This window comes from Paenibacillus sp. JNU01 (genome assembly GCF_059130585.1).
The window spans coordinates 3117613-3131046 of record NZ_CP169723.1 but is presented as its reverse complement, the minus strand read 5'-3'; the positions used below and the strand labels follow the sequence as shown (position 1 = coordinate 3131046).

Sequence of the window (13434 nt, the reverse complement as noted above, 5' to 3'; positions counted from 1 at the left end):
ATTTGAATTTACGTAAATGGTTTTTCCTGTTTTGGACAGCCTTGCTTATTGGGGCAGCGGGAGCATTAGGTACAGGATTGATTATGATGCTGGTGAACGGGGAGAAAACAAATGGATTAAATGATTTTCTTCTGTATCTTTTGATCCTATTTGGATCAGGGGTTATGATCAGCGTGTATTCACAAATGGGTTTCTTTGCATATCTGATATTGAATTACATGGGTAAAGGTGTATTTCCTAAGCGTAGTTGGCAGATCGTGCAGATTGTACTAACGGTTCTAGCGCTGCTTGACGTAATGTTTTTACGCCTGTTTGTTGGCGGAGACCGGGAGCGCATGTCGGATATTGTGTTGGGTATCATTATTTTGGCGGCTGCAATTGTTACCGCTTACGTTAAAGTAAAGCTGACTCATCTCTCCGCGCTTGTACCTACACTGTTCTTCATGATTGCGGTCACCATAGTGGAGACGATTGGCGTATTGCGTATTGATGTGAATGCGGCAACCATATTTATTGTGGTACCCTTGCTCTTATGTAATGCATACCAAATGCTGATATTGCATAGGCTTGTGGATGTATCAGCGAAGCCCAGCGTAAGTGGAAAGGCAGAACAGTTGAATGAAAGTCGAGCATAAATTTCGTTTAGTATAAAACATACCAAAAAGAGCTAACCTGGTTAGCTCTTTTCAACTTTTAAGCTCGTATAGAGTCTGTAGATCCGGCAATCTGCCAGTTACTGACCACTGGCTTGATCACGAACTTCCTTACCTTCCACACTGGAATGGTTAAGCAATTCTGATACAGTTACGAATTCATAGCCCTGATTTTTTAATTTGTCGATAATGACAGGAAGTGCCTCATGAGTCTGTTTAGAAGAATCGCTTGCATGCAGCAGTACGATGTCCCCTGGATGTGCTTTGCTTACTACGCGATCAACAATGGTTTGTACTCCGGGGTTTTTCCAATCCAAAGAGTCGGTATCCCACTGAACAACCTGATAATTCAGACTATTGGCTACCTGAAGCACTCGCTTGTCAAAGTCCCCGTTGGGCAGACGCAGTAATTTCGGTTCTTTTCCCGTTAAATCGGTTAAAATGCTATGAGCTGTCGAAATTTCTTTGCGAATTTCTTCCTCGGTCAGGCTGCTGTAGTTCTCATGTCTGTGACCATGGCTGCCAATTTCATATCCTGCCTCTTTGATGGCAGTAACAATTTCGGGGTGTGTCTTGCTCCAAGGGGAGGAAAGGAAAAAGGTTGCCTTTTGCACTTTATTCTCCTGAAGAACTTTCAGAATCGGCTCTGTCCGTTTATCTCCCCAGCTAATGTCAAAGGTAAGTGCAATTACCTTCTTCTCGGTTGGAACGCTGTAGACGGCTGATGGTGCTTCCTCCGAGAATACGGAGACATTGCCTCTCTCCAGATAAATAATACCGATCGCAAAGATGGCAGCAACGAGGACAATCAGGTACCGTTTAATCTTTTTGCCGCTAAATACATAGAACGAGTTCATTTCAATAAGCGCCCCTCTCCCATAAGAAATGCTTGTTTACTCTCCAATGTATGCTCGTACTCCCCAGTTATTCGTAACGGCACCTTGTTTGTCCATCATTTTAGATTCTACAGGAGGTTATTATGTTAAAATTGAGTACATTTCTTAGAGATCTTGGTTCCATCCGCAGTGCATTAATCTGGTCTGTGGTATTGTTTGCTGTTGGAATAGGGGCAGGATGGGTGAGCACAGGGCCACTGGAAGAGCTGTTGTTGAATCAAATTGGAGGATTACGTGAAGTTAGTGAGCGGCTGGAGCAGGGGGGGAATGTGCAGTGGAACTTCTTCCTGTTTATCTTTTTTAATAATGCAATCAAAAGTGTGCTCGTCATCTACGCTGGTATATTTTTCGGTATTCTGCCTGTCATCTTCCTGCTAATCAATGGGATGGTCCTTGGATTTGTAGTGCACACCACCATGAATTATGGAGCAACTTTCTATGATATTGTGGTTAAAGGCCTGCTTCCGCATGGCATTATTGAGATTCCCGTCATTATTATTGCTTGCGCATTCGGACTGAAGTTTGGTGGTCTGGTTATTAAAAGTCTTGTACAACTTGGAAGTGACAAACGAAATACGTTGGGTACCCGGTGGAGAGCATTCATGAATAGGACGTTAACGGCATCCTTCTGGGTTGTTATCTTGCTTCTTGTTGCAGCAATTATTGAAAGCACACTTACCTATACTCTGGTGAGGGGTTAAATTTTGTGATGGTTGGCATTCATAAATTTTCAGAAAGTTGACCATAACAATAAAACGGGTTCCAGCAGCACTCACAAAAGCGAATGCACGGGGTGCTGCATGGAACTTGTGAAGGTGTGTGATAAAGAGGCTATGCACAAAAAGGAGAACTCTAATGCTGGGTATGCTGTTTAACGAGAAGGAATGCAAGGAACTAGACTATGTGCTGCGTAAAGAATTAGATGAGATGCTTTTTGATCTGAGTGATAACCGTCTTGACCAAGAGATTAAATACGCCATTGCGAGCCGATATAAGACTGTGTTCCGCATGTATGCGCGATTTGCCCCGCCAAAAGAGTTGTCCAAGTATGCAAGGGGTGGGAAGCTGAAAAAGTCGAAGCCTTAATGCTGCAGCTAGTCATATATTCGATTCACAGTAATTGAAGTGAGGTGCGGCTCTTGATAGCGGGGGCTGTACCTCTGAACCGTGAAAGTGTGAAATTGTTGAGGGGATCATACTTTTTGTCGAAAAAGGGTTGACCTTTCTAAATTCATATGGTAAATTAATTTTCGTTCCTTTTTTAGGAGCGGTTCGCCAAAACAAGCATGAAAATGAAATGATTGAAAATAATCGAAAAATAATGCTTGCAAAGAGAACTTGAACATGATATATTATAAAAGTCGCCGCTGAAACGACGACAACATGAAAAACAGCACTAAATTGAATGTTTGATCTTTGAAAACTGAACAACGAGTGAGTAAACATTCTGCTTGCAGAATGAACGCGAAAGTTTGAGACAAGCCTTGGCTTGGATCGACTGGAGCACAATTGAGATTTTTAATCTCGTCAGATTCAAAATGAGCTTATCGCTCTTTTCAATACTTTATTGGAGAGTTTGATCCTGGCTCAGGACGAACGCTGGCGGCATGCCTAATACATGCAAGTCGAGCGGAGTTGATAAGAAGCTTGCTTCTTTGATGCTTAGCGGCGGATGGGTGAGTAACACGTAGGCAACCTGCCCTCAAGTTTGGGACAACTACCGGAAACGGTAGCTAATACCGAATAGTTGTTTTCTTCGCCTGAAGGAAACTGGAAAGACGGAGCAATCTGTCACTTGGGGATGGGCCTGCGGCGCATTAGCTAGTTGGTGGGGTAACGGCTCACCAAGGCGACGATGCGTAGCCGACCTGAGAGGGTGATCGGCCACACTGGGACTGAGACACGGCCCAGACTCCTACGGGAGGCAGCAGTAGGGAATCTTCCGCAATGGGCGAAAGCCTGACGGAGCAATGCCGCGTGAGTGATGAAGGTTTTCGGATCGTAAAGCTCTGTTGCCAGGGAAGAACGCTTGGGAGAGTAACTGCTCTCAAGGTGACGGTACCTGAGAAGAAAGCCCCGGCTAACTACGTGCCAGCAGCCGCGGTAATACGTAGGGGGCAAGCGTTGTCCGGAATTATTGGGCGTAAAGCGCGCGCAGGCGGTCATTTAAGTCTGGTGTTTAATCCCGGGGCTCAACCCCGGATCGCACTGGAAACTGGGTGACTTGAGTGCAGAAGAGGAGAGTGGAATTCCACGTGTAGCGGTGAAATGCGTAGATATGTGGAGGAACACCAGTGGCGAAGGCGACTCTCTGGGCTGTAACTGACGCTGAGGCGCGAAAGCGTGGGGAGCAAACAGGATTAGATACCCTGGTAGTCCACGCCGTAAACGATGAGTGCTAGGTGTTAGGGGTTTCGATACCCTTGGTGCCGAAGTTAACACATTAAGCACTCCGCCTGGGGAGTACGGTCGCAAGACTGAAACTCAAAGGAATTGACGGGGACCCGCACAAGCAGTGGAGTATGTGGTTTAATTCGAAGCAACGCGAAGAACCTTACCAGGTCTTGACATCCCTCTGACCGGTACAGAGATGTATCTTTCCTTCGGGACAGAGGAGACAGGTGGTGCATGGTTGTCGTCAGCTCGTGTCGTGAGATGTTGGGTTAAGTCCCGCAACGAGCGCAACCCTTGATCTTAGTTGCCAGCACTTCGGGTGGGCACTCTAAGGTGACTGCCGGTGACAAACCGGAGGAAGGTGGGGATGACGTCAAATCATCATGCCCCTTATGACCTGGGCTACACACGTACTACAATGGCCGGTACAACGGGCTGTGAAGCCGCGAGGTGGAACGAATCCTAAAAAGCCGGTCTCAGTTCGGATTGCAGGCTGCAACTCGCCTGCATGAAGTCGGAATTGCTAGTAATCGCGGATCAGCATGCCGCGGTGAATACGTTCCCGGGTCTTGTACACACCGCCCGTCACACCACGAGAGTTTATAACACCCGAAGTCGGTGGGGTAACCGCAAGGAGCCAGCCGCCGAAGGTGGGATAGATGATTGGGGTGAAGTCGTAACAAGGTAGCCGTATCGGAAGGTGCGGCTGGATCACCTCCTTTCTATGGAGAATCGTTTCCCGCGTGGAAACATTCAAATACGCAGCTTAGCTGCAAAACACTCACTCGTTGCTCAGTTTTGAGAGCTCAAACTCTCAAAACGTTTGGTGGCGATAGCGAAGGGGTTCCACACGTTCCCATCCCGAACACGACCGTTAAGCCCTTCAGCGTCAATGGTACTTGGACCGCAGGGTCCTGGGAGAGTAGAACGCCGCCAAGCGTAACCCATTTTGGGTTCGAAAAAAGTATATATAATGTGGGCCCTTAGCTCAGTTGGTTAGAGCGCACCTCTGATAAGGGTGAGGCCGGTGGTTCGAGTCCACCAGGGCCCACCATCTATACCTTTAAAACTTTATATGGGGCCATAGCTCAGCTGGGAGAGCGCCTGCCTTGCAAGCAGGAGGTCAGCGGTTCGATCCCGCTTGGCTCCACCAAAAATGTTTTACAAGTTTGTTCTTTGAAAACTAGATATCGAAACGAAAGTAAATGCGAATTAGAACATTCCTTTTTAGCTGAACTTGTGTAAACAAGTTTCAATAAAAACGGTAGTTAATTGCTGTTGCGATGGTATCGAGTGGGAGCGACTTTTGGCTTTGGACGCAGTCCAAAACAAGGGAAGCGAGCAATCGAAACCGGAGCAATTTGGTTAAGCTACTAAGAGCACACGGAGGATGCCTAGGCGCTAGGAGCCGATGAAGGACGTGGCGAACAACGAAACTGCCTCGGGGAGCTGTAAGCAAGCTTTGATCCGGGGGTGTCCGAATGGGGAAACCCAGCTGGGGTAATTTCCAGTTACTCATAACTGAATACATAGGTTATGTAGAGGCATACCAGGGGAACTGAAACATCTAAGTACCCTGAGGAAGAGAAAACAATAGTGATTCCGTCAGTAGCGGCGAGCGAACGCGGAGAAGCCCAAACCAGAGAGCTTGCTCTTTGGGGTTGTGGGACGTCTCACATGGAGTTACAAAGGAACCGGTTAAGCGAAGAGGTCTGGAAAGGCCCGCCAAAGAAGGTAAAAGCCCTGTAGTTGAAAGTCTGTTCCCTCCGAGACGGATCCCGAGTAGTGCGGGGCACGTGAAACCCCGTATGAATCCGGCAGGACCATCTGCCAAGGCTAAATACTTCCTAGCGACCGATAGTGAAGCAGTACCGTGAGGGAAAGGTGAAAAGCACCCCGGAAGGGGAGTGAAATAGAACCTGAAACCGTGTGCTTACAAAAAGTCAGAGCCCGTTTTAGGGGTGATGGCGTGCCTTTTGTAGAATGAACCGGCGAGTTACGTTCCCGTGCAAGGTTAAGGTGAAGAGCCGGAGCCGCAGCGAAAGCGAGTCTGAATAGGGCGATGTAGTACGTGGACGTAGACCCGAAACCGGGTGATCTACCCCTGTCCAGGGTGAAGGTGCGGTAACACGCACTGGAGGCCCGAACCCACGCACGTTGAAAAGTGCGGGGATGAGGTGGGGGTAGCGGAGAAATTCCAATCGAACTCGGAGATAGCTGGTTCTCCCCGAAATAGCTTTAGGGCTAGCCTCGGAAAACAGAGTCGTGGAGGTAGAGCACTGATTGGGTGCGGGGCCCGCAAGGGTTACCAAGCTCAGTCAAACTCCGAATGCCATAGACTTACTTCCGGGAGTCAGACAGTGAGTGCTAAGATCCATTGTCAAAAGGGAAACAGCCCAGACCATCAGCTAAGGTCCCCAAGTGTGTGTTAAGTGGGAAAGGATGTGGAGTTGCACAGACAACCAGGATGTTGGCTTAGAAGCAGCCACCATTGAAAGAGTGCGTAATAGCTCACTGGTCGAGTGACTCTGCGCCGAAAATGTAACGGGGCTAAACACACCACCGAAGCTATGGCTTGATACTATGTATCAGGGGTAGGGGAGCGTTGTATAAGGGTTGAAGGTGTACCGTAAGGAGCGCTGGACATTATACAAGTGAGAATGCCGGTATGAGTAACGAAAAGATCAGTGAGAATCTGATCCGCCGAAAGCCTAAGGGTTCCTGAGGAAGGCTCGTCCGCTCAGGGTAAGTCGGGACCTAAGGCGAGGCCGAAAGGCGTAGTCGAAGGACAACAGGTCGAAATTCCTGTACCACCGTAAGCCGTTATGAGCAATGGGGGGACGCAGTAGGGTAGTGACGCGGACTGATGGATGTCCGTCTAAGCAGTGAGGCTGATGTGTAGGCAAATCCGCACATCATTAAGGCTGAGCTGTGATGGGGAGCGAAAATTGTAGTAGCGAAGGTCATGATCTCACACTGCCAAGAAAAGCCTCTAGCCAGGTGAAGGTGCCCGTACCGCAAACCGACACAGGTAGGCGAGAAGAGTATTCTAAGGCGCGCGGAAGAACTCTCGTTAAGGAACTCGGCAAAATGACCCCGTAACTTCGGGAGAAGGGGTGCCCCGGTAGTGTGAATAGCACGAGGGGGCCGCAGTGAAAAGGCCCAAGCGACTGTTTAGCAAAAACACAGGTCTGTGCGAAGCCGTAAGGCGAAGTATACGGGCTGACGCCTGCCCGGTGCTGGAAGGTTAAGGGGAGTGGTTAGGAGCAATCCGAAGCTGTGAACCGAAGCCCCAGTAAACGGCGGCCGTAACTATAACGGTCCTAAGGTAGCGAAATTCCTTGTCAGGTAAATTCTGACCCGCACGAATGGCGTAACGACTTGGGCGCTGTCTCAACGAGAGATCCGGTGAAATTTTAATACCTGTGAAGATGCAGGTTACCCGCGACAAGACGGAAAGACCCCATGGAGCTTTACTGCAGCTTGATATTGAATTTGGGTACGATCTGTACAGGATAGGTGGGAGCCTGAGAGACATGAGCGCCAGCTTGTGTGGAGGCAACGTTGGGATACCACCCTGATCGTATCTAGGTTCTAACCTGGTACCGTAATCCGGTGCGGGGACAGTGTCAGGTGGGCAGTTTGACTGGGGCGGTCGCCTCCTAAAGAGTAACGGAGGCGCCCAAAGGTTCCCTCAGAATGGTTGGAAATCATTCGAAGAGTGCAAAGGCATAAGGGAGCTTGACTGCGAGACCTACAAGTCGAGCAGGGACGAAAGTCGGGCTTAGTGATCCGGTGGTACCGCATGGAAGGGCCATCGCTCAACGGATAAAAGCTACCCTGGGGATAACAGGCTTATCTCCCCCAAGAGTCCACATCGACGGGGAGGTTTGGCACCTCGATGTCGGCTCATCGCATCCTGGGGCTGAAGTAGGTCCCAAGGGTTGGGCTGTTCGCCCATTAAAGCGGTACGCGAGCTGGGTTCAGAACGTCGTGAGACAGTTCGGTCCCTATCTGTCGTGGGCGTAGGAAATTTGAGAGGAGCTGTCCTTAGTACGAGAGGACCGGGATGGACGTACCGCTGGTGTACCAGTTGTTCCGCCAGGAGCACCGCTGGGTAGCTATGTACGGACGGGATAAACGCTGAAAGCATCTAAGCGTGAAGCCCCCCTCAAGATGAGATTTCCCAGTATGTAAGACCCCTTGAAGACGACGAGGTAGATAGGCTGGGGGTGGAAGTGCAGCAATGCATGGAGCTGACCAGTACTAATCGGTCGAGGGCTTATCCAATAGCAAGTGATCATTCGCATGTTTCGTTTCGAATCTAGTTTTCAGAGAACGATCTCTGAAATGTAAGCACCGCGTTTGGTGGCGATGGCGGAGGGGTTCCACACGTACCCATCCCGAACACGACCGTTAAGCCCTCTAGCGCCGATGGTACTTGGACCGCAGGGTCCTGGGAGAGTAGGACGCCGCCAAGCGAACTCTTTCATCATACATAGAAAACAGGCTCTGCATGTGGACGTTGTACGATGAATTGCATTTGCCCTGCAAATGCATATTATTCCCTGATAGCTCAGTTGGTAGAGCACTCGACTGTTAATCGAGTTGTCACAGGTTCGAGCCCTGTTCGGGGAGCCATTTGCTCTCATAGCTCAGTAGGTAGAGTGCATCCATGGTAAGGATGAGGTCACCGGTTCGATCCCGGTTGAGAGCTTTGGAAATGGGGCCCGTTGGTCAAGGGGTTAAGACACCTCCCTTTCACGGAGGTAACAGGGGTTCGAATCCCCTACGGGTCATATAGATGGAGGCTTAGCTCAGCTGGGAGAGCATCTGCCTTACAAGCAGAGGGTCGGGGGTTCGATCCCCTCAGCCTCCACCATCTAATTATTGGGGATTAGCCAAGCGGTAAGGCAACGGACTTTGACTCCGTCATGCATAGGTTCAAATCCTATATCCCCAGCCATTTTATGAGTCATTAGCTCAGTTGGTAGAGCACCTGACTTTTAATCAGGGTGTCGAAGGTTCGAGCCCTTCATGACTCACCATTATATGCGCGTGTGGCGGAATTGGCAGACGCACTAGACTTAGGATCTAGCGTCTTTGACGTGGGGGTTCAAGTCCCTCCACGCGCATCCTTTATTTGCGGAAGTGGCTCAGCGGTAGAGCATCGCCTTGCCAAGGCGAGGGTCGCGGGTTCGATTCCCGTCTTCCGCTCCAATATTTGCGCCCTTAGCTCAGCTGGATAGAGCGTTTGACTACGAATCAAAAGGCCGGGAGTTCGAATCTCTCAGGGCGCGCCATTATTTTCATTAATATCGGGATGTAGCTCAGCTTGGTAGAGCACCTGGTTTGGGACCAGGGGGTCGCATGTTCAAATCGTGTCATCCCGATTGTTATTATGCGGGTGTAGTTCAATGGTAGAACTTTAGCCTTCCAAGCTAATAGCGTGGGTTCGATTCCCATCACCCGCTTACATTATTTATAAAAAACTCTCCGCATATGTGGAGGGTTTTTTATTTTTTTATGCGCGAAGAAGCAGTTATATTATGTAGCTTTACAGGTTTATTATAAAGAGCCAAAACGACCTCTGTATGCTAAATAGGGTCGCTTGGCTCTTTTGTTTACTATTTGGGAAGAAGATGCTTTTAGAGCATCAGTTAGGCTGGGATTTGGCTAATTAGCGCTCGTTGTGATCGGTTACTCTTCTACGCATGCCTGCTAAACCGAGGAGTCCCAGCAGACCGAGCCAGCCCCAATCCATACCATTATCCCGATTGGTTGTTGCGGCGTTAGCACGAACACTGTTCGTACGATAGTCACCATTGTTGCGGTAGTTCCCATCCATGTTCATGTTCATGTTGGTATTTGTGCGATTCATGTAGTTGCTGTCCTGATAAGACTGGACACGTGAACCGTTGGTGTCCATTCCTTTGGTCATATGATTATCAGCAGCAGCAGGACCAGCTAAAGAGGCGACGAGAAGCACAGAAGCAATAATCGTTGTAGCTTTTTTCATTGAGTTGAGTCCTCCTTTTTTTTTAGAGCTACAGATTAATCTGCCCAAGAGGACAAGAAAACTATGTAGGAATGATCTGTAAAGTTATCCTTTAATTACAGTATGTTAGGACAAAATACATAAGAAACTTTTCTAAAAAGCAGACTGTACTATGAAGAAAATTATATTTACATCTTTAATTTATTGCGTCACTGTGGTAAAGTATACAAAAGCTTGCTTTGCCGGTCATGTTTCTTTGTATGAACCTGGTTACAAATAATGAAATTATGCGGTTTTACCTTATAAACATGTACGGTTACTCATATCTAGATTAATTGTATATTTATGAGTTTTTAGGTATAGGTATGAGACCTTAGGTTTATCTAAAGTATGTGAAAAAGGTATCATGCGACAGCATATGACCATTAATTGAAGCAGAACAAGAAAATGAATAAAAAAGCGTGTTTTTGTGCTGTAAATCGGGGATAATCCCCATTTTTTCTAGTAGAAAAATGAAGATTTTCGTACCATTTTATTGTATGATGTTATGAAGGTGTCAAATTTGCGTGTACGAATGGAACGATCAGATGGGAGGATAAGCATGACTGAAACTATGGTAACCGCCAGCAAAAGCCAATCCAACAACCTGCTTCGGCGAGACGTGCGGTTCCTGGGCAATATACTCGGAGAAGTTCTTGTCCATCAAGGCGGCACGGAGCTTCTAGATATCGTTGAGAAGATTCGGGAAACGAGCAAATCGTTGCGTGCAGAATTTCTGCCAGAACTCTATGCAGAGTTCAAAACGATGATCCAGGAATTAGACTCGGACAATCGTCATCAGGTTATTCGGGCATTCGCTATTTATTTTCAATTAGTTAATATTGCTGAACAAAACCATCGGATCCGGCGTAAACGGGATTATGAACGTTCTGCAGGGGACGCTGTGCAGCCAGGATCGATTGAGAAAGCAGTACAGGATCTTAAGGAACGTGGATTGTCTCATACAGAGGTGGAAGAGATTCTCGACGATTTGTCGCTTGAACTCGTTATGACAGCTCATCCAACCGAAGCCATGCGCCGGGTTATTCTGGACATCCACAAACGGATATCCGAAGATGTCATGCTACTTGATAATCCTACGCTGACGTTGCGTGAACGTGAACAGTTGCGTGAGAAACTGCTGAATGAGGTTATTACACTCTGGCAGACAGATGAACTTCGCGACCGCAAACCGACTGTACTCGATGAAGTGCGGAACGGGATGTACTACTTTCATGAAACGTTGTTCCACGTACTTCCGGATGTATATCAGGAGCTGGAACGCTGCCTGAACAAATTTTACCCTGACCATGACTGGCATGTGCCGACGTATTTGCGGTTCGGTTCCTGGATCGGTGGAGACCGGGATGGAAATCCTTCGGTAACTTCAGATGTAACATGGCAGACGTTGTTGATGCAGCGCAAGCTCGCTTTGCGTGAATACCAACGGATTATGATTGAACTTATGGGCCATCTCAGCTTCAGCACGAACATCATCCACGTATCGGATGAGCTGGTGCAGTCGATTGAGCAGGACCGTAGTTGTGTAACGTTGAAAAAAGTGGATATGTGGCGGAATGAAAAAGAGCCATACCGCATCAAATTGGCCTATATGATTGCCAAGTTGAACAATGTATTGGATGAGAACAAATTAGGTCAGGCTGACCGTTATCATAGCGCTCAGGATTTGATTGATGATCTGATGATTATTGATCGAAGTCTGCGCCATCATTTTGCCGATTACGTAGCGGATACAACTATTCGCAAAATGATTCGTCAAGTTGAGTTGTTTGGTTTCCATACCGCAGCATTGGATGTGCGTCAGCACAGTCAGGAACATGAAAATGCGATGTCGGAGATTTTGGCGAAAATGAACATTGTAGAAGATTATGCGCGTCTGACTGAGGACGGTAAAATCGATCTGCTTGCTCGTTTGCTTGATGATCCGCGTCCGCTTACTTCTCCTTATCACCAATACACGGAGGGAACCAAAGAGTGTCTGGATGTTTTTCGTACCATTAAGCGTGCCCAGAACGAATTTGGGACCGGCTGTATCACAAGTTACCTGATCAGTATGACACAGGGCGCAAGTGACTTGCTGGAGGTTATGGTATTTGCCAAGGAAGTAGGCTTATTCACCAAAGGAAACAATGGTGAGGTTGTATCTACACTTCAAGCGGTACCGCTGTTTGAAACGATTGATGACCTTCATGCGGCTTCGGACATTATGCAGAAGCTATTTAACCTTCCTGTATACCGTGCAAGCGTAAAAGGACGGAATGAACTACATGAAATCATGCTAGGTTATTCCGACAGTAACAAGGATGGCGGAGTGGTTACAGCCAACTGGGAACTGCGTGTAGCAATGAATGCGATCACGGCTGTAGGTAATGAACACGGCGTTAAGTTGAAGTTCTTCCATGGACGTGGCGGAGCTCTTGGACGTGGCGGCATGCCACTCAATCGCAGTATTCTTGCTCAACCACCACATACCATTGGTGGAGGCATCAAGATTACAGAGCAGGGAGAGGTTATTTCTTCTCGTTACTCCCTTCAGGGAATTGCATACCGTAGTCTGGAGCAGGCAACTTCTGCACTGATTACAGCAGCACTGAATGGTCTTGAGCCGCAAGAATCAGAATCCGAGCGTCATTGGGACAGCATCATCAAAGAGATTTCACAAGTATCTTTGACGAAATATCAGGATTTGATTTTCCGTGATCCGGACTTCTTTACCTTCTTCAAGGAATCCACACCGCTTCCAGAGGTGGGTGAACTGAATATTGGTTCGCGTCCGTCCAAACGGAAAGGTAGCGACAAGTTCGAAGATCTGAGAGCAATCCCTTGGGTATTTGCTTGGACGCAAAGTCGTTATCTGCTTCCAGCATGGTATGCGGCAGGAACAGGGCTACAAAGTTTCTATCAGGATAAAGAGGAAAATCTGGTTGTCCTAAAAGAAATGTATGCAAGCTTCCCATTCTTCCGCACGCTGATTGATACGGTTCAGATGGCTGTAGCGAAGGCAGATCTGGTAATTGCCAAAGAGTACTCAGCCATGACTTCCAACAAGGAAGCACGGGATCGCATATATGGACAAATCGAATCTGAATTCAAGCTTACAAAAGAGCTTATTCTGAAAATTACCGGAGAAGCTGAAATTCTGGATGATGTACCAGTTATTCAAGAATCCATTCGTCTTCGTAACCCTTATGTTGATCCGTTGTCCTACATGCAGGTCCAGCTTCTGAGTGAGCTCAGAGATATGCGTGAACGTGGTGAGGACGATACGGAACTGCTGAGAGAAGTGTTGCTGACCATCAATGGCATCGCTGCAGGGCTGCGTAATACAGGTTGAGGATTCAACTGCTGCATCTGAAAAATTATATGTAACAAAGTACCCATTACGTTGTTAAATAATAGCTCCATTCTCTACTCCACGGAGTGAGAGATGAAA

General features: G+C 47.8%; 6 protein-coding genes, 13 tRNA genes and 4 rRNA genes. 21 read left to right on the top strand and 2 right to left on the bottom strand.

Annotated features, from left to right (window positions below):
* Window positions 1-2: 2 nt before the first annotated feature.
* Complete coding sequence (locus tag NLBNIHML_RS13635) at window positions 3-635, top strand: KinB-signaling pathway activation protein (RefSeq protein ID WP_339257558.1); 633 nt, start codon at window positions 3-5, stop codon at window positions 633-635.
* A 98-nt stretch (window positions 636-733) separates the two neighbouring features.
* On the opposite strand, the gene pdaB is transcribed toward NLBNIHML_RS13635, so the two are convergent.
* Window positions 734-1510 (bottom strand): polysaccharide deacetylase family sporulation protein PdaB, encoded by a 777-nt coding sequence (gene pdaB, locus NLBNIHML_RS13630; RefSeq protein ID WP_036607219.1) that lies wholly within the window; start codon window positions 1508-1510, stop codon window positions 734-736.
* Between the two features lie 122 nt (window positions 1511-1632).
* Between pdaB and NLBNIHML_RS13625 the strand changes: the two genes are divergently transcribed.
* The 19 genes from NLBNIHML_RS13625 (at window position 1633) to NLBNIHML_RS13535 (ending at window position 9417) form a co-directional block, all read left to right on the top strand.
* Window positions 1633-2250: a stage II sporulation protein M gene (locus NLBNIHML_RS13625; protein ID WP_494354559.1), complete on the top strand. Its 618-nt coding sequence runs from the start codon at window positions 1633-1635 to the stop codon at window positions 2248-2250.
* 154 nt (window positions 2251-2404) lie between these two features.
* Complete coding sequence (locus tag NLBNIHML_RS13620) at window positions 2405-2635, top strand: hypothetical protein (RefSeq protein WP_017692114.1); 231 nt, start codon at window positions 2405-2407, stop codon at window positions 2633-2635.
* Window positions 2636-3113: 478 nt separating this feature from the next.
* A 16S ribosomal RNA gene (locus tag NLBNIHML_RS13615) occupies window positions 3114-4665 on the top strand.
* A 100-nt stretch (window positions 4666-4765) separates the two neighbouring features.
* Window positions 4766-4882, top strand: a 5S ribosomal RNA gene (gene rrf, locus NLBNIHML_RS13610).
* Window positions 4883-4920: 38 nt separating this feature from the next.
* Window positions 4921-4997, top strand: a tRNA-Ile gene (locus NLBNIHML_RS13605).
* 23 nt (window positions 4998-5020) lie between these two features.
* Window positions 5021-5096: transfer RNA gene (locus NLBNIHML_RS13600), tRNA-Ala, on the top strand.
* A gap of 210 nt (window positions 5097-5306) precedes the next feature.
* Window positions 5307-8233: ribosomal RNA gene (locus NLBNIHML_RS13595) — 23S ribosomal RNA — on the top strand.
* A 74-nt stretch (window positions 8234-8307) separates the two neighbouring features.
* Window positions 8308-8424, top strand: a 5S ribosomal RNA gene (rrf, locus tag NLBNIHML_RS13590).
* Together the 16S, 23S and 5S rRNA genes with 13 tRNA genes alongside form the textbook arrangement of a ribosomal RNA operon.
* Window positions 8425-8508: 84 nt before the next feature.
* Window positions 8509-8584 (top strand) — tRNA-Asn (locus NLBNIHML_RS13585).
* Window positions 8585-8587: 3 nt separating this feature from the next.
* A tRNA-Thr gene (locus NLBNIHML_RS13580) sits at window positions 8588-8660 on the top strand.
* A gap of 10 nt (window positions 8661-8670) precedes the next feature.
* A tRNA-Glu gene (locus NLBNIHML_RS13575) sits at window positions 8671-8742 on the top strand.
* A gap of 7 nt (window positions 8743-8749) precedes the next feature.
* A tRNA-Val gene (locus NLBNIHML_RS13570) sits at window positions 8750-8825 on the top strand.
* A gap of 9 nt (window positions 8826-8834) precedes the next feature.
* Window positions 8835-8909, top strand: a tRNA-Gln gene (locus NLBNIHML_RS13565).
* A gap of 6 nt (window positions 8910-8915) precedes the next feature.
* Window positions 8916-8991: transfer RNA gene (locus tag NLBNIHML_RS13560), tRNA-Lys, on the top strand.
* A 6-nt stretch (window positions 8992-8997) separates the two neighbouring features.
* Window positions 8998-9078, top strand: a tRNA-Leu gene (locus NLBNIHML_RS13555).
* A gap of 10 nt (window positions 9079-9088) precedes the next feature.
* Window positions 9089-9163: transfer RNA gene (locus NLBNIHML_RS13550), tRNA-Gly, on the top strand.
* A 6-nt stretch (window positions 9164-9169) separates the two neighbouring features.
* Window positions 9170-9246, top strand: a tRNA-Arg gene (locus NLBNIHML_RS13545).
* A gap of 16 nt (window positions 9247-9262) precedes the next feature.
* Window positions 9263-9336, top strand: a tRNA-Pro gene (locus NLBNIHML_RS13540).
* A 10-nt stretch (window positions 9337-9346) separates the two neighbouring features.
* A tRNA-Gly gene (locus NLBNIHML_RS13535) sits at window positions 9347-9417 on the top strand.
* A gap of 206 nt (window positions 9418-9623) precedes the next feature.
* On the opposite strand, the gene NLBNIHML_RS13530 is transcribed toward NLBNIHML_RS13535, so the two are convergent.
* Window positions 9624-9962: a WGxxGxxG family protein gene (locus NLBNIHML_RS13530; RefSeq protein ID WP_339237975.1), complete on the bottom strand. Its 339-nt coding sequence runs from the start codon at window positions 9960-9962 to the stop codon at window positions 9624-9626.
* A gap of 580 nt (window positions 9963-10542) precedes the next feature.
* Here NLBNIHML_RS13530 and ppc point away from each other — a divergent pair.
* A complete protein-coding gene (ppc, locus tag NLBNIHML_RS13525) occupies window positions 10543-13335 on the top strand; it encodes a phosphoenolpyruvate carboxylase (protein ID WP_339237973.1) in 2793 nt (930 codons plus the stop codon).
* The last annotated feature ends 99 nt before the right edge of the window (window positions 13336-13434 follow it).